This window comes from Hydrogenophaga palleronii NBRC 102513, assembly GCF_001571225.1.
Taxonomy (GTDB): Bacteria; Pseudomonadota; Gammaproteobacteria; order Burkholderiales; family Burkholderiaceae_C; genus Hydrogenophaga; species Hydrogenophaga palleronii.
This window is the reverse complement of record NZ_BCTJ01000002.1, coordinates 112,716-128,285: the sequence shown is the minus strand read 5'-3', so window position 1 is coordinate 128,285 and position 15,570 is coordinate 112,716. Positions and strand designations below refer to the sequence as shown.

Below are 15,570 nucleotides of genomic sequence, written 5' to 3'. Positions count from 1 at the left end.
GTGGCGCACTGGATTCGGGTCTATGCATGGTCTGGAAATTCGGTTCCGTATCGATCTCGACAGCCAGGATGTACCGTTCGTTTTCACTCAATTATTAGACCGTCCCGTCGGTCTAATAATTGAGTGATTATCCAACGCGTATAGCCCTGTCTACTTAGGAATTACCCTTGGTCAAAGCATTCGTGCTGAGCGTTTCTGCAAGAGGAATGGCAAGTTCCGACAACATGCCAGGATCGACCTCCACTCGCGCGGCTACGGCCCTCTTGGCCAGCATGAAGTCGGCCGGGCGGTTCACGGCATCCACCGCGATCAGGCGGCCTTCGCGCAGGTAGAACGCACAGAAGCTGCGGTCGGCGATCGCGCCACGCACCACGCAGGTGTCGTGCCCATCGGCTAGACCGGCCATCTGCAGCTTGAGGTCGTACTGGTCGGACCAGAACCAAGGCACAGCGTGGTTCGGCCGTGGTTTGCCACACAGCCACCCGGCCGCAGCGCGCGCCTGCTCCAGCGCATTGGGCACCGACTCGAGCCGCACGCGGCGCCCATACAACGCACTGTCGTGCACGGTGCAGTCGCCGGCGGCAACAATGTCGGGGTCCGACGTGACCGAGTGTTCGTCCACCACGATGCCGCCCTCCACCCGCAGGCCCGCGGCAACGGCGAGCTCGGTATCGGCCAGCATGCCGATGCCGACGATCACCACGTCGGCGGGCAGGCGCTCACCGTTGCCGCAGAGCACGGCATTGGCAGCGCCGGTGGCATCGCGCTCGATCGCCGCCACCGAGGCATTTGTGCGCACATCGACACCCGCCTCGCGGTGCACCGATTCGTAGAACGCGGACAGCGCGGCTCCGGTCACGCGGGCCAGCACGCGCGGCTGGGTTTCGAGCACCGTCACCTGCGCGCCCAGCTTGCGCGCTGACGCCGCCACCTCCAGGCCCACATAGCCCGCGCCAATGATGACCACGCGCGCACCCTCGCTCAAGCTGCCCGCGATGGCGAGCGCATCGGCTTGCGTGCGCAGGCTGAACAGGTTCGGCGGTGCCGCCCCTTCCATGCCCGGTACCGCGAGTAACCGCGCACGACCGCCGGTGCACAACGCCAGCTTCGCATAGGACTGGGAAGCGCCGTCGTCGAGCAGCACCTCGTGCGCAGCGCGGTCGATGGCGCGCACGCGCACACCCAGCTGCAAGTGAATGTTCGACGCATCGAACGCGGTAGCCTGGCGCAGCGCGAGCGAGTCCACGTCGGAGGTGCCGCACAGAAAGGCCTTGGAAAGTGGTGGTCGGTGGTACGGCAGGTGGGGCTCTTCACCGAGCAGCACGATGGGGCCGGCCCAGCCCTGCTGGCGCGCCGAGAAGGCCAACTCGACGCCTGCGTGACCTGCACCGATGACCAGCAATGTCTCTGGGGTATCCATGCTTTCCCTATGTCGGATGTGGGGCGTCGAGACCTATAGTCCGTCTCGTCGGTCTAATATAGAAGGGAAACGCAAGACATGCAACAGGGCAACTCCGGACGCGGGGGAATTTCTCGATGACGCGCGTGCGAGCCAATGACTACGAGTTCAAGAAGCAAGTCATTCTGGACAGCGCGGTCGCGCTCATTGCGCAAAAGGGTTTCGACGCCGCCACCATGAGCGACGTCGCCGCCGCATGCGGCGCCTCCAAATCGCACCTGTACCACTACTTCGCGAGCAAGGAAGATCTGCTGTACGTGATCGTCAAAGAGCACATCACCGAGCAGGTCGCGGTATTGACGGCCATCGTGAACGAGCCCACGCCCCCGGGCGAACGCTTCAACCGCTTCGTGGGGGCCTTCGTGCAGGAGGGCGCCAAGTCGCGCAACCACCACCTGGTGCTGATGAACGACATCAAGTTCCTGCCCCCGGGTCAGCGCGAGGATGTGCGCAAGCTGGAGCAGGAGCTGATGAGCCTGATGGTCTCCCTGCTGCGCGAGATCAACCCCGAGCGCATGGCCCAGGCGAAAGTGAACTCGGCTTACGCCTTGCTGTTGTTCGGCATGGTGATCTGGACCTTCACCTGGTATGAGAAGACCGGTGCGATCTCGCCTGCAGAACTGGCCGAGCGCATTTCCGACCTGTTCCTCGACGGCTTTCGGCGCGGTTGAGGACGCTCCATTTATCGCCCGACCACACCCCGATCGCACATCGCGCCGTACTGCGCCTGTGTCACGCCCAGCAACTCGAACAGCACCTCGCCTGTGTGCTGGCCCAGCGTGGGCGCCACGCTCGCCGGGATGCGTTCCATGGCCGAGAAATTCAGCGGCAGCGCCGCGGCCAGGTACGGGCCGACGCCCGGCTGGTCGATGGTGCGGAACATCGGGTTGGCGGTGGAGCAGGCCTCGTCCTGCGTCACCAGTTGCGTGAGCGTCTGATAGCGCCCCCAGCAGGCGCCCTGCTTCGTCAGCGCCGCGGCCGCTTGCTCAAACGTGTGCCGGTCCATCCATGCCCTCACCAAGGCGCCGAGTTCCTTGCGCGCCTGGAAACGATGGCCCTCCAGATCGAGGTTCAATCCCAGCCGCTCGCCCAGCGCCTGCACCGCGTCCGTCAAGTCCATCGCCTCGCAGATCGACTGCCATTGCTTGAGCGTCAGGCCCACGACGATCAGGCGCTCACCGTCGGATGTCGTGAAGTCGCGGCCGAAAGCACCGAAGAGTTCGTTGCCATGGCGCTCGCGCTGCTGCCCCAATTGGGCCTCGGCGATCAACCCCAGGTGACTGACCGTGGCCAGGGCCACGTCTTCGAGCGGCAGCTTCACGTGCTGGCCCTGCCCCGTTTTCAAGCGATGGCGTTCTGCGGCCAGCAGGCCGACGGCCGCCATCTGGCCGGTGACGAGGTCCCATGCCGGCAACACATGGTTCACCGCTTCGTGGGTGGCTGCACCCCGTTCATCGCCCGTGATGTACGGAATGCCGACACGCGAGTTGATGGTGTAGTCCACCGCCGAGCCACCGTGCCGGTCGCCCTGCACGGTGAGCTGGATCAAATCGTTGCGCCGCGCCTTGAGCTTGTCGTGGTCGAGCCAGCCACGCGCGGGGAAGTTCGTCAGCAGCATGCCCGCGTCTTCCCCTGGTGCGGTGATGAGCGCCATGGCGATCTCGCGCGCTTCGGGTTGGCTCAGGTCCAGCGCCACCGAGCGCTTGGACTTGTTGAGGCCGCACCAGAACAGGCTGACATCGTCCTTGGTCACCGGCCAGCGTTTGTGGTCCAGGCCGCCGCCGAGCGCGTCGATGCGGATCACGTCGGCGCCCATCTGTGCCAGCGTCATGCCGCCCAGGGGCGCGGCCACGAAAGCGGCTGCTTCGATGACCCGCATGCCGGAGAGAATGGATTTCATGGTGAGAGTGCGTCTTCCAGCAGGCTGCGACCGATGACCTTGAGGGCCAGGGTTTCTTCCGCGCCCTCGAAGATCGAGAGCACGCGCGCGTCGACGAAGTATCGGCTCACCGCGCTCTCTTCGGCATAGCCCATGCCGCCGTGCAACTGCAGGGCGTCGCGGGTCACCATCTCGGCGGAGCGGCAAGCCAGCAGCTTGACCAGACTGGCCTCCATGCGTCCGCCACCGGCGTTGAGTTGTTCGGCGATCGCATAAGCCAGCGTGCGGCAGGCCGCCAGGCGTGCGGCCATGCGCGAGAGCCTGGCGAGCGTGAGCGCGTAATCCTGCAGCGGCGCACCGAACACCTTGCGGTCGGCGGTGTAGCGCATCGAGGCGCGCAGCGCTGCACGCATCACACCGCAGGCGCGGGCCGAGGTCTGCATGCGTCCGCCCACCATGCCGGCCATGGTGAAGTAGAAGCCCTTGCCGAGCCCCTCGGCGCCACCGATCACGTTGGCGTCGGGCACGAAGAAGTTGTCGAAGGCCAGATCGAACGAGTGCATGCCGCGATACCCGATGGTGGGAATCGCCTTGCCACTCAAGCGGCCGCCTTGTGCTTGCTGGAAGTCGAAGGCGTGGCCATCGTACGAAGGCTTCTCAACCAGCAGCACGCTCAGCCCCCGGTACCCGGTGGAGCGGTCAGGGTCGGTGCGAGTGACCACCATCAAAAGCCCGGCCTTGCCGGCGAAGGTGCACCAGGTCTTGGCGCCGTTGAGCAGCCAGCCGCCTTCGGTGCGCGTGCCTTTGAGCGCCAGGCTGGCCACATCCGAGCCGTAGTCGGGTTCGGTGATGGCGATGGCACACAAGGGGTCGCCCGCCGCGATGCGCGGCAGCCAGGTGGCTTTCTGTTCGTCCGTGCCACCGCTGATGAGTGCGCGGCTCAGAATTTCGGGGCGGGTGATCAGGCTGCCGGCTGCGGCCAGCGAGGCCTCGGACAGCGCTTCGGTCACGACCACCATCATGGTCGCGTCTTCACCTTCGTTGGGACCGGTGCCGCCGTGCGCTTCCGGAATCGAGAGGCCGAACACGCCCATCTCCCGCATCGGCTGCAGCAGCGATTCGGGCACGGTTTCGTCGTGCCGGTGAATCGCCTCGGCCTGCGGCGCCACCACGTCGGCGGCAAAGCGGCGGAACGCGTCCTGCGCCATCGCCACCGAATCGTCGAGCACCACGCTGCCCAGTTCCACCCCGTCACCGGCCGCCACCAGCGCACGGCCGGCCGCGGTGAGCGCCTGCGCTCCGCAGGCAGCGCTGCGCAGCGTCGCCCAGGCGGCATCGGCACCCAGGTTCTGCAGGGGCCACAACGGCAGTCCGAGTTCAATGTACAGCGCCTCCAGGCGCGGCAACAACGCGGTGATGGCATCTACCGCGAAGATCAGCGCCAGCCGCGACTGCAGCGCATCGCTGGCGGCACCGAGCCGCGCAAGCGCGGTCTCAGCGGCAAGCAGGTCGGCGCTGGCCCAGGCGATCTCGAAGGTTGCCACCTGTTGCTCATCGAGAAGCGCACCGTCCAGCTTTTCATTGGGGGCGCATGCCTGCGCCAGCGCCGCGACGCTGCCTTCAAACAGCGGGCGCAGCCGCGCCAGCAGCACCCGTGCGTGGTCTACCTGCTGCGTCAGCCCTGCATCCATTACGCCACCACCTCCAAAGGCGCGGCGTTCAGATGGGCTTCGGCCTGGCGCGCGGCCTCGCGGCCGGTGTAGGCGCAGGCCTGAGTGCCGCCGTCGCCATAGTCTTTCACCGCATCGCCCACGTGCCACAGGTTGACCAGCGGTGTGGTCTGCGGCATGTCGAAACCGGCGCAGGAACGCTGGGCCGGCCAACCGTCGCGCATCACGCGCACCGACAGCATCTTCGCTTGGTCGAAGCCGGGGAATTCATCGCGCAGATCCTGCAGACCGGCCTCGATTTCGGTCTTCTCGTCGAACGGCCCGATGGCGGGAATGGGCACCGCATAGGCCACGTACTGGTACCAGCCAGCGGGTGCGAGTTCGGGGCAGGTGGCCGTGAGTTCGCCCATGTTGCACAGGCGGCGCGTCTTGCCGAAAGTGACCAGGCCGGGTACGTCGATCAGGCGTTTCTGGGTCGCGAAGTTGATGACGATGTTTGCGGAGGGCTGCGGCACGCCGTGCGCCTGCTGGATGTACTCGGCGCCGAAGGCTTCGCCGCCAGGCAAGTCGACCGTGGCGCGCGGGCCGATGTTGCTGATCACCGTTCGCGCGTGCACCCGCGTGGCCACGCCGTCTTTCATCACGGTCACGCCAGTGGCAGCACCCGCTTGCGTGTGCAGCTCCGACACCGGTGCGCCGAGCCAGATCTCGCCGCCGGCTTTGCGGATGCCGTCGGCCAGGTCGTTCCACAAGCCTACCGTGCCGCGCGGGCAGAAGCCAAAACGCTTGAACGCGCCCTTGACCGCGAAATACGTGAGGAATGCGCGTGCGGGCACCTCATCGGCATTGGCCGCGAAGATTGCCGCACACAGGTTGCGAAAGATCGCGTGCACGGTGTCGTTCTTGGTGTACTGCGCCAGCCACTCCTTGGTGGTCATCTTGGCCTCGGGCAAGTCGCCTGCGCGGGCGTCGGCAAACTTGGTGCCGATCTTGGCGGCCTGTTTGGTGAAGGTGCCCAGCAGCATGCCCCAGCCGCCCTTGGCGACATTGATCACCTTGCCGTCGATGCGGAACACCGTGGCCGGGCTCGGCTCGCGCACGTCCAGCGGCACATTGAGCAGGTTGAAAGTCTCCTCGAAAACGCCGCCCAGCTCGATGGCGATGGCGCCGATGTTGACGGTGAAGCCGTCGATCTGTTCACTGGAGGCGCGGCCGCCCACGCGGTCCAGACTCTCGACGACCAGCACCTTGCGGCCAACGGCCACCAGGCGCGCTGCCGCGCTGAGGCCACCGGCGCCGGCGCCGATCACGACCGCGTCGTACACGGCAGGGGTTGTTGTTGTATTCATGGGTTTGTCTCCTGTTGGGTGGAAAGGGCGGCGGTGGTGGTGGCGCGGCGCAGGGTTTCCCGCGCACGCAGCACCACCGGCAGATCGACCATCTTCGAGCGGTACTCGGCCGCACCTCGGCCCTCGCGCGCGGCGGCCTCGAAGGCCTCGACGGCACCACGTGCGTTTTCAAGGTCCTCGGCCGAGGGCGAGAAGCCGACGTTCATCACCGCCACCTGCGCGGGATGAATGCACAGCCCGCCCACGAAGCCAAGCTGACGCGCCAGGCGGATGGTCTGCGCGAAGGCGTCGGTATCGCCGTAGTCGGCAATGGAGCCGGGAAATCCGAACGGAAGGATGCCGGCGCGCCGGCAGGCGAACAGCACCAGTTGGTTCGGCAGCATCAGCGCCTCGCGCACCGGCGTCATGCCGGCGGAGGCGGAAAAGTCCTCGGGGCCGAGCATCATGCCGAGCATGCGCGGCGTGCAACGCGCGATGGCGTCGAGCTCGGGCAGGGCCATCACGTCCTCGATCAGCGCGATCAGCCGCGTGTGCCCGGCGGGCAGGCCGCGCTGCGCCTCCAGGCCGTCGATGCGGCGCGCCACCTGACGCACGGTGGCGGCATCGTTCACCTTGGGCAGCACCAGCGCGCTCACCGATGGGCCAATGGCGGCGTCGATGTCGGGCGCGGCCATGTCCCAGGGCTGGTTCACGCGCACCAGCACCGGCGTGCCACGCGCCGCAATGGCCGCGGCAGCTCCCGGCACGGCGTGGCGCGCCTGCGCCTTCTGCGCCAGCGGCACGCTGTCCTCAAGGTCGAGCACACAGGCGTCGGCGCCGCGCGTGTGGGCGCGATCAACGAAGCGCGGCACGTCGGCGGGCACGAACAACATGGAACGCCAGATCGGGTCGTTGTGCATGGCGTTCATCCCAGCGTGGCCCGAGCCGTCATGCCGACCTGTCCCAACGCATCCTGCGTCCAGAGGTCAACCGCATCCCCGTTGGCGGCGGCGCAGAGCTGCAGCGTGTCCGTGTCGAACGCGGGGCGCAGCGCGCGAAAACTGAAAGAGCGAACCGGTACACCGGGGCGGCCTCGTTGCAACAGGTCGAGCAGCGCGGTGGCCAGCAAAGGCCCGTGCACCACCAGCGCGGGGTAGAACTCTTCATGCACCGCGTAGTCGCGGTCGTAGTGGATGCGGTGGCCGTTGTAGGTGAGCGCGGAGAAGCGGAACAGCAGCGCGGGATCGGGCTGCAGCGTGGCCGTCCATTGCGCGGCTTGAGCGGCCTTCTTCCCCGGTGGCAGGGGCGCGGGTGCGGTGGCGGCCTCGCGGTAGACGATGTTCTGCTCTTCGCGGATGCAGCTGCGGCCGTCCTGCTCCAGCAGGTGGTCCACGGTGACGAACACCAGCGGGCCGCTGCGCCCTTCCTTCAGGTCGACGCTGCGCACGGTGGAGCGTTTGCGCGCGACGGCGCCCAGGCGCAGCGGCGCATCGCACTGCACGGTGCCGGCGGCCCACATGCGGCGCGGCAGCGGCACCGGCGGCAGGAAGCCGCCGCGCAGGGGGTGGCCGTCCACGCCGGTGGCGGCGCGCGCGGGCGTCTCCAGGAAATACAGCCAGTGCCAGGGCAGCGGCAGCGCCTCGCCCACGGTGGGTGGCGCGGCGCGGTCGAGCAGGCCGCTCAGGGCCGCGGAGGGAAAGGGCTCCAGCGTCTGCTCGGCCAGCTGCTCGCGGCCGACCCACTCGCGAAGATGTTCGATGTTGATGGTTGTTGTCATGCGCGCGCTGCCTCGGGCGTGAGCAAAGACACGCCCAGCGCCACGCGCCGCACCAGCCAGGGGCTGGGTCGGTAGCGTGGGTCGCCGGTCTGCGCTTGCAGGGTGCGCAGGATCTCCAGGATGCGCGCACCGCCGATGCGGTCGCCCCAGGCCAACGGGCCGTGCGGGTAGCCCAGACCGAGTTTCACCGCGTCCTCGATGTCGGCCACGCTGGCGATACCGCGCTGCGCAATCTGCGCCGCGATGTTGACGATGGTGGCCAGCACGCGTTGCGCGATGAAGCCGGGGCTGTCGTTGATGACGGTGACCGCCACACCGTCGGCCGCCAGCAGCGCCCAGGCACTGTCGCGTGCAGCGGCCGAGGTGAGCGCGGTGAGCATGAGCGTGCGCCGCAAGGCCAGCGGCACCATCGGGTCGAGCGCCACGGTGCGCGTGGCATCCAGACCGAGGCTGGCGGCAGCGTGGCTGGCGTCACCGCCCCAGGGCTGCACGAAGCACACGTCCGCGCGCGCCGCGTCATCGGTGAGCGCGACGCCCGCGCTGTCCATCAGTTCGGCCAAGGCCGCGCGGCCACTGGCCTGCGGATCCACCCACACGGACAGGCCGGCGGACAACGGTGGCACGGTGCGCGGTGGTGCGGCGCGCCGCGTGTCACCCTCGTAGGTGTACCAGCCCTCGCCGGTCTTGCGGCCGAACAGGCCCGCCGCCACGCGCGGCGCCACCAGCGACGATGGCCGGAAACGCGGCTCATGCTGGAACTGTTCGTAGATCGAGGCCATCACCTTGCTCGACACGTCCAGGCCGGTGAGGTCGAGCAGCTCGAACGGGCCCATGCGAAAGCCCACGGCTTCGCGCAGCACGTCGTCCACATCGGCCGGGGACGCGGCCTGCTCTTCCAGCACGCGCAGGCCCTCGGTGTACAGGCCACGCCCGGCGTGATTGACGAGAAAACCCGGCTGGTCCGCCGTTACCACCGCGCGGTGGCCGGCGCCGTTGACCAGATCGCTCAGGGTCTGCACCGTCTGCGGCGAGGTGCGCAGCGCGGCGATCACTTCGGCCACCTTCATCAAGGGCACTGGGTTGAAGAAATGCAGACCGGCCACGCGCGCCGGGTGGCGGCAGGCGGCGGCGATGTCGGCCACGGTGAGCGAGGAGGTGTTGCTCGCCAGCACGGTGTCTTCGGCGACCACTTCTTCCAGCGCGCCAAACAGCTGGCGCTTGACGGCCAGGTCTTCCACGATGGCCTCGATCACCACGTCGCAGCCGGTCAGATCGCCCATCCCGGCACACGCCACGACGTTCGCACGGATCGCCTCGAAGGCTTCGGCACTGAGCCGGCCCTTGTCCACGCCACGGCCAATCATGCCGAGCGCGAATTCCACCGCCTTGGTGGCGGCACCGGGCGCCGCGTCGAAGCAGCGCACGCGATGGCCCGCCTGCGCAAACAGCTGCACGATGCCACGGCCCATGGCGCCAGCACCCACGACGCCCAAGGTGAGCGGCTTCACGTTGATGGGGGTAGTCATGGCGTCATTGACCTTTGAAGTCAGGCTTGCGTTTGTCGAGGAAGGCGCGCATGCCTTCGGTCTTGTCGGCGGTGTCGAACAGCAGCAGGAACTCGCGGTTCTCCAGCGCCAGCGCGCCATCCAGTGGCAGGTCGGCGCCCTGGCGCAGCACATGGCGTGTGGCTTTCACGGCCTTGGGCGGCATGCGCGCGGCCTTGCGCGCCAGCTCAGCGGCGCGCTCCAGCGCTTTCCCGTCCTCTGCCAGTTCGGCCACCAGGCCAAGCTGGTGGGCGCGCTCGCCGATGATCATTTCGCCCGTGAGCAGCATCATGGAAGCCACCTGCTTGCCGAGCGTGCGCACCAGGCGTTGCGTGCCGCCCGCGCCGGGCATGATGCCCACCGCAAGCTCGGGCTGGCCGAAGCGCGCGCTGGCGTCGGCCACGATGAAGTCGCACATCATGGCCAGCTCGCAACCCGCACCCAGCGCGAAGCCGCTCACCGCCGCGATGGTGGGCTTGCCACAGCCGGCCACCGGCGCCCAATACTGTCCCAGGTCGATATCGGCCACGTCCTGAGCGCCCTTGTCCACCAGCAGGTTGAGGTCGGCACCCGCAGCGAACACACTGCCGCCACCGGTGATGACGATGGCGCGCACGGCCGCATCGGCATCGAGTGCGCGCACCGCCTCCGCGATGGCTGCGCGCATCGTCAGGTCGAGCGCGTTGCGCTTCTCCGGCCGGTTGAGCACCACCGTGCCCACCGCACCGTCGCGCCGCAGCAGAACGGCTTCTTCGCTCATCGTTTCACTCCTGGCCGTGCCACGAAATCGGCACTGCGCTTGTTCACATAGGCGTCGTGCCCTTCGACAAAATCCTCGCCGAGCAGGCAGACGGCCTGGTCTTCTTCCTCGCGCGCCAGTTCCTCAGCGAGCGTGGTCGATGGGTGGTTCAGTCGTGCTTTCATGCGAACGAATGCCTCGCGCGGCAGCAGGGCCAGCTGGGCGGCCTGCGCCAGGGCGGCGGGCATCACCTGCGCGTCGGCCACCAGCACGTCGGCCAGGCCGATGCGATGCGCCTCGGCGCCGCTCACCGGCGCACCGTCGCTCAGGATGCGCCGCGCCACCGGCAGGCCCACCCGGCGCGGCAGTGTGAGCAGTTGCCCCCAGTCGGGAACCAGGCCGAGCTTGAGGAAGGGGAACAGGATCTTCGTGCTCTCGCCCACCACGATGCGGTCGCCCATGAGTGCGAGGCCCACGGCCGCACCCGCGCCGATGCCCTCGATGGCGCTGACCACGGGCGCACCGGCCTCGGCAATCAGCTGGCACAAAGTGTGGATGTGCCGCATGCGTTCGCGCGCCTGCGCTTCGCTGAGGCCCACCATGCTGGGTACGTCGCCGCCAGCGGAAAACACACCTTGTGCACCACCGAACACGATGGCACGGACCGAGGCATCGCCCAGCAGCGCGGCCAATGCTTCGGTGAGCTGCTGGCGCACATCGAAGTCGATGGCGTTGCGTTTGTCGGGGCGGTTGATCAGCAGCCGCGCCACGTGCAGCGCGGGACGGTCCACCAGTACCACGGCGCCCGTCATCACACGCCCTCAAGGCCGACGATGGAGACCGAGCACACGTTCTGCGACGGCTGGCCGCCGAGGTTGTGGGTGAGGCCGATCTTCGGGTCCTTGAGCTGGCGCGGGCCGGCGCGGCCCTGCAGCTGAAGGTACATCTCGTACAGCATGCGGATGCCGCTGGCGCCGATGGGGTGGCCGAAGCATTTGAGACCGCCATCGATCTGGCAGGGAATGGCGCCGTCGGCATCGAACTTGCCATCGAGAAAATCGCGCACCGCACCGCCCTCTTCGGACAGGCCCAGGTCTTCCATGGTGACCAGCTCGGTGATGGAGAAGCAGTCGTGCACCTCGGTCATGCTGATCTCTTGCGCCGGGTTCCGGACACCGGCTTCGGCATAAGCCTTGCGCGCGGCAATGCGGGCTGTGTGCACGTAGCTGCCGTCCCACTCGTTGGAGTGCATTTCCCAGCCGTTGGACACCGCGAGCTGAAGCGCCTTGAAGGTGACGAGGTCGTGCTTGCCCAGCGAGCGCGCGATATCGGGCCGGGTGACGATCACCGCCGCCGCGCCGTCGGACACACCGGCGCAGTCGAAAAGGCCCAGTGGCTCCGCGATGATGGGCGCCTTGAGCACCTGCTCCTCGGTCACCGCCTGGCGGAAGTGCGCCTTGGGGTTCTTCGCGCCGTTGGCGTGGCTCTTGATCGACACGCGCGCTATCGCGCGTTTGAGCAACGCAGGGTCGACGTTGTGCTTGCGCTGGTAGGCCGAGGCCAGCTGGGCGAAATTGGCCGGGGCCACCGCGTTGGGGTACCACTGCGGGATGTAGGTGCCCACGGCCGAAACCGGCAGGCCACCGTAGCCGGTGTCTTTGAGCTTCTCGGCACCGAGCGCGATGGCGATGTCGCAGGCGCCGGCAGCCACCGCGTACACCGCGGCGCGGATCGCTTCGGAGCCACCGGCGCAGAAGTTTTCCACCCGCGTCACGCCGATGTTGGGCAGGCGCAGCGCGATGCCCATGGGTGTGCCGCCACGGCCGGTGCCCACATCGTCCATGTGGGTCGAGAACCAGGCCGCGTCTAGCTGCTCGGGCGAGATGCCGGCGTCGACCATGGCCTCGTTGTAGGCCTCCACCATGAGGTCTTCCGGGCTCGCGTCCCAGCGTTCGCCGAACTTGCTGCAACCCATGCCGAGAATGGCAACTTTGTCCTTGATGCCGATGGGCATGGCTTACTCCTTCGATGCGGTTGTGTCGACGCCAGACGCCACGGGCGTGGCTTTCCAGAAATAGCGCGTGAAGCCACGCAGCTCGTCGATGTCCTTGATGCGGAAACTCATCTCGACCTCGGTACCCGAGGCGACGTCGCCCTTGGCCACGTCGGTAAATTCCATCAGGATCCGGCCGCCGCCGACAAAGTCGACCTGGCCGTACTGGTGGGGCGGCGCCCGGTGAAACGAGAGCGATTCGGCCGACCAGCTCAACACCTGCCCGCGGCGCTCTGCGAGCTTGTGCGGCTTCTGCGTGTCCTGCAGCGGCTTGCCCTGGTCATACGAGATGCGCGAAGGTGGGAAGTGCACAGCGCCCGTGACCTCGCAGCGCCCGGCCACCAGGCCCAGGATGGCGGTGCGGTGCCGGTAGGCGGTGCTGAGCGCGGTCTTGCGGTCCTGCTCGCCGCGCATGCCGCGCTCCAGCCGCAACTGCTCGCGGAACGAGAGGAACTTGGTGTAGTTCTTTTCTTCCACACCGCGCGCGAGCCAACCCGACACGCCCCGCGCGGGACGGAAGGCCTGAATGGCCTGCGTCACGCGCAGCACCACCGCTTGCGCCCCGCTGCCAAACTGCGCCAGCAAAATGTGCTGCCCGGGTTGCGCCCGCTCCAGAACCGCCGCCAGCATGAGCAGCGCGTGCGGTGTACCGGTTTCACCCACCGTGGCGGCGAGCGAGTCTGCAATGGCCTCGGCGCGGATGCCGCAGACCTTGGCGAGTTGTGCATCCATCTTGGCGAAGGTTGTCGGGAAGATGAAGTGGTCCACCGCAGCGGCTTCCACGCCCGCTTTCTGCAGAGCGGACGCAATGGCGCGCGGGCCGAGCTTGCCGATGCCTTCGTCGCGCACCCAGCGTTCTTCCCAGTGGTAGTCGATCTCTTCACCAGCCATGCGGAAGTGGTCGACGAAATCCACCGTCAGGGTGGCTCCTCCGAGGTATTCGGCAATCACGTTCTCGCGTCCGATGGTCAGCGCGGCAGCGCCGTCGCCATAGTCGAGCTCTTGTGGGCTGGCGGCGCGGGTCTTGCGGTGGTCGGTTGCAATCACCAGCGCATCGCCGTCACGCGCGTTCACCCGGTCCACCGCGCCCGCGAGCGCGCTCAGGGCCGCACCCATCGAACCACCAAGGTCGCTGGCTTCCACGCCCTCGCCCAGGGTGAGCGCCTCGCTCACAACGGCAGCGTTGAGCCGTTCGGCAAACGGCAGCGTGCTGGAGACCAGCTGCAGGCAGCGAATGTGTCCGCGGTCGTCGCCCGCGCCCAGGCAGTCGCGTGCCGCGGCCACGGCCATGGTGATGCTGTCTTCGTCCCAGTTGGCCATGGACCGTGTGCCTTTGCGGCCGGCGAATTGCGGTGCGTACCACGCATTCGCCTGTGCCACCGCCTGGCGGCTCAGGCGCAGCCGGGGGATGTAGCTGCCGTATCCGGTGATGCCTGCTGTCATGAGTCTCTTGCTCCAGTGGTGTGGGGCGCGTGCCCGTCAGGTGGCGGCGAAGTGGCGCCGCAGGAAGCGGCCGATGTCGTCGATGGCCGTGCGTGCTTCGGGCAGCTCGGCCGGGAATTGCTGGAAGACGTGGATCATGTGGTCCCACACCTGCAGGGTGGCGTCCACACCTGCTTCCCGCGCCCGCGCCACAAAGTCGCGCGAGTCGTCGAGCACGGTTTCGCGGTCGCCGACCTGCGCCAGCAACGGCGGCAGGCCTTTCAGATCAGCGAACAGCGGCGAGACCAGCGGGTCTGCCGCATCGCCGCCCTTGCCCAGGTAGTTGCGGGCCATGGCCACGATCATTGGGCGTTGGTGAATGGGGTCACTGTCGGCGCGCGTGCCGTAGCTCGCCCCCGAAGCCGTGAGATCGGTCCAGGCCGACATCAGCACGGCGGCGGCCGGCAAGGCTTTGCCGGCATCGCGCAAGCGCAGCAGCAGGCTCAGCGCCAGGCCGCCCCCGGCGGAGTCGCCTGCAAGGGCGATGTGACGCGACGCATGGCCCTGGTCGATGAGCCATTGCCAGGCCGCCGCGGCATCGTCCAGCGCCGCGGGGTAGCGGTGCTCGGGCGCTAGCCGGTAGTCCACGCCGAGCACACGGCAGTTGGCGGCGGCCGAAAGACAGGCCATCAGCTCGCGGTGCGAGACCAGCGAGCCGACCTGAAAGCCGCCGCCATGAAAGTAAAGCAGCACACGTGCGGTATCCACGTTCGGCGCGCTGACCCATTGCGCGCGAACGCCGCCGGCATCCACGTCTTCCAGGCTTGCATTGACGGGCACGCTGCCGAACAGCGTGTCCCAATCCTGGCGCATCTGCGCCACGGTGGTGTCGCGCGTCCAGCTGCCATAGACCTTGCGCACGCGTTCGATCACGCCATCCACGCGCGTGCTCATGCGCCACACCCCATGCCGCCAGACACGCCCAGCACTTCGCCGGTGATGAAACCAGCTTCATCTGACGCCAGAAAGGCCACTGCGGCTGCCACTTCTTCTGGAGTACCCAGCCGGCCGGCCAACGTGGCGCCGGTCATGCCTTGCAGCAGCTTGTCGCCACCGTGCTCCAGCGCCTGCCGCAGCAAGGGGGTGTCGATCGGGCCAGGTGCGATCACGTTGGCCGTGATGCCCTTGAGGCCGTTTTCGCGTGCGATGGATCGGGTGAAAGCGATCACGCCGCCTTTGGCGGCGGCGTACACCGCGCCACCGCGCGATCCCAGGCGACCGGCCTCGGAGGCAATGTTGATGACGCGACCAAATCCTTTGGACTGCATGGTCGGCAGGGCCGCGTGCGTGGTGGCGAAGACCGACTCCAGGTTGATGGCAATCAGGCGGCGCCATTCTTCCGGTGTGGTGCGGGTGAAGAACGCATGCTGGTCCACGCCGGCGTTGTTCACCAGGATGTCGAAGGGTCCGAGGTCTGCAATGGTGATGGCCACCTGCGGGAGGTCGGCCACATCGAGCTTCACGGCACGCGCACCGATTTCTTGCGCCAGCGCCTGGGCAGCATCCATGTCCAGATCGGCAATGGTGACCTGCGCACCATCGGAGGCCAGGCGGCGAGCGATCGCCGCGCCGATGCCCTTGGCGCCACCGGTGACGAAAGCCTTGCGCTCCGCCAGGGATGTGGGAGAGTTGTCCATGC

Annotated in this window: 14 protein-coding genes; 1 reads left to right on the top strand and 13 read right to left on the bottom strand. The window is 67.6% G+C overall.

Annotated features, from left to right (window positions below; all coding sequences use genetic code 11):
- Positions 1 to 154: 154 nt before the first annotated feature.
- Entirely contained in the window at positions 155 to 1,420 is a 1,266-nt protein-coding gene (locus HPA01S_RS03000) for an NAD(P)/FAD-dependent oxidoreductase (RefSeq protein WP_066266466.1), read from the bottom strand.
- A 116-nt stretch (positions 1,421 to 1,536) separates the two neighbouring features.
- Here HPA01S_RS03000 and HPA01S_RS02995 point away from each other — a divergent pair, with 116 nt between their 5' ends.
- Entirely contained in the window at positions 1,537 to 2,130 is a 594-nt protein-coding gene (locus HPA01S_RS02995) for a TetR/AcrR family transcriptional regulator (protein WP_066266458.1), read from the top strand.
- 11 nt (positions 2,131 to 2,141) lie between these two features.
- Here HPA01S_RS02995 and HPA01S_RS02990 read toward each other — a convergent pair whose 3' ends face one another.
- The 12 genes from HPA01S_RS02990 to HPA01S_RS02935 are packed head-to-tail and all read right to left on the bottom strand — an operon-like array spanning position 2,142 to position 15,568.
- The gene (locus HPA01S_RS02990; RefSeq protein ID WP_066266455.1) at positions 2,142 to 3,359 is read right to left on the bottom strand and encodes a CoA transferase; all 1,218 of its coding nucleotides are present in this window, start codon (positions 3,357 to 3,359) and stop codon (positions 2,142 to 2,144) included.
- Positions 3,356 to 5,029 carry an acyl-CoA dehydrogenase family protein gene (locus HPA01S_RS02985; protein WP_066266453.1) on the bottom strand — a complete coding sequence of 558 codons (1,674 nt, stop codon included), beginning with the start codon at positions 5,027 to 5,029 and terminating at the stop codon, positions 3,356 to 3,358. Before HPA01S_RS02985 ends, HPA01S_RS02990 begins: the two co-directional genes overlap by 4 nt.
- Positions 5,029 to 6,357, bottom strand: coding sequence for a phytoene desaturase family protein (locus HPA01S_RS02980; RefSeq protein WP_066266451.1), 1,329 nt, complete (start codon positions 6,355 to 6,357; stop codon positions 5,029 to 5,031). The genes HPA01S_RS02985 and HPA01S_RS02980 overlap by 1 nt, the downstream gene beginning before the upstream one ends.
- On the bottom strand, positions 6,354 to 7,265 hold the full coding sequence (locus HPA01S_RS02975) for an HpcH/HpaI aldolase/citrate lyase family protein (RefSeq protein ID WP_066266450.1): 912 nt from the start codon (positions 7,263 to 7,265) through the stop codon (positions 6,354 to 6,356). Before HPA01S_RS02975 ends, HPA01S_RS02980 begins: the two co-directional genes overlap by 4 nt.
- The gene (locus HPA01S_RS02970; protein ID WP_066266448.1) at positions 7,262 to 8,113 is read right to left on the bottom strand and encodes an HTD2 family dehydratase; all 852 of its coding nucleotides are present in this window, start codon (positions 8,111 to 8,113) and stop codon (positions 7,262 to 7,264) included. Before HPA01S_RS02970 ends, HPA01S_RS02975 begins: the two co-directional genes overlap by 4 nt.
- Positions 8,110 to 9,639: a 3-hydroxyacyl-CoA dehydrogenase gene (locus HPA01S_RS02965; protein WP_066266446.1), complete on the bottom strand. Its 1,530-nt coding sequence runs from the start codon at positions 9,637 to 9,639 to the stop codon at positions 8,110 to 8,112. The genes HPA01S_RS02970 and HPA01S_RS02965 overlap by 4 nt, the downstream gene beginning before the upstream one ends.
- A gap of 4 nt (positions 9,640 to 9,643) precedes the next feature.
- Entirely contained in the window at positions 9,644 to 10,417 is a 774-nt protein-coding gene (locus HPA01S_RS02960; protein WP_066266443.1) for an enoyl-CoA hydratase-related protein, read from the bottom strand.
- Positions 10,414 to 11,208 carry an enoyl-CoA hydratase/isomerase family protein gene (locus HPA01S_RS02955; protein WP_066266441.1) on the bottom strand — a complete coding sequence of 265 codons (795 nt, stop codon included), beginning with the start codon at positions 11,206 to 11,208 and terminating at the stop codon, positions 10,414 to 10,416. Before HPA01S_RS02955 ends, HPA01S_RS02960 begins: the two co-directional genes overlap by 4 nt.
- Positions 11,208 to 12,410 carry an acetyl-CoA acetyltransferase gene (locus HPA01S_RS02950; RefSeq protein ID WP_066266440.1) on the bottom strand — a complete coding sequence of 401 codons (1,203 nt, stop codon included), beginning with the start codon at positions 12,408 to 12,410 and terminating at the stop codon, positions 11,208 to 11,210. The genes HPA01S_RS02955 and HPA01S_RS02950 overlap by 1 nt, the downstream gene beginning before the upstream one ends.
- 3 nt (positions 12,411 to 12,413) lie before the next feature.
- On the bottom strand, positions 12,414 to 13,892 hold the full coding sequence (locus tag HPA01S_RS02945) for a hydroxymethylglutaryl-CoA synthase family protein (RefSeq protein WP_066266438.1): 1,479 nt from the start codon (positions 13,890 to 13,892) through the stop codon (positions 12,414 to 12,416).
- A 36-nt stretch (positions 13,893 to 13,928) separates the two neighbouring features.
- Entirely contained in the window at positions 13,929 to 14,825 is an 897-nt protein-coding gene (locus HPA01S_RS02940; protein ID WP_066266747.1) for an alpha/beta hydrolase, read from the bottom strand.
- Positions 14,822 to 15,568 (bottom strand): SDR family NAD(P)-dependent oxidoreductase, encoded by a 747-nt coding sequence (locus HPA01S_RS02935; RefSeq protein ID WP_066266436.1) that lies wholly within the window; start codon positions 15,566 to 15,568, stop codon positions 14,822 to 14,824. Before HPA01S_RS02935 ends, HPA01S_RS02940 begins: the two co-directional genes overlap by 4 nt.
- Positions 15,569 to 15,570: the final 2 nt, after the last annotated feature.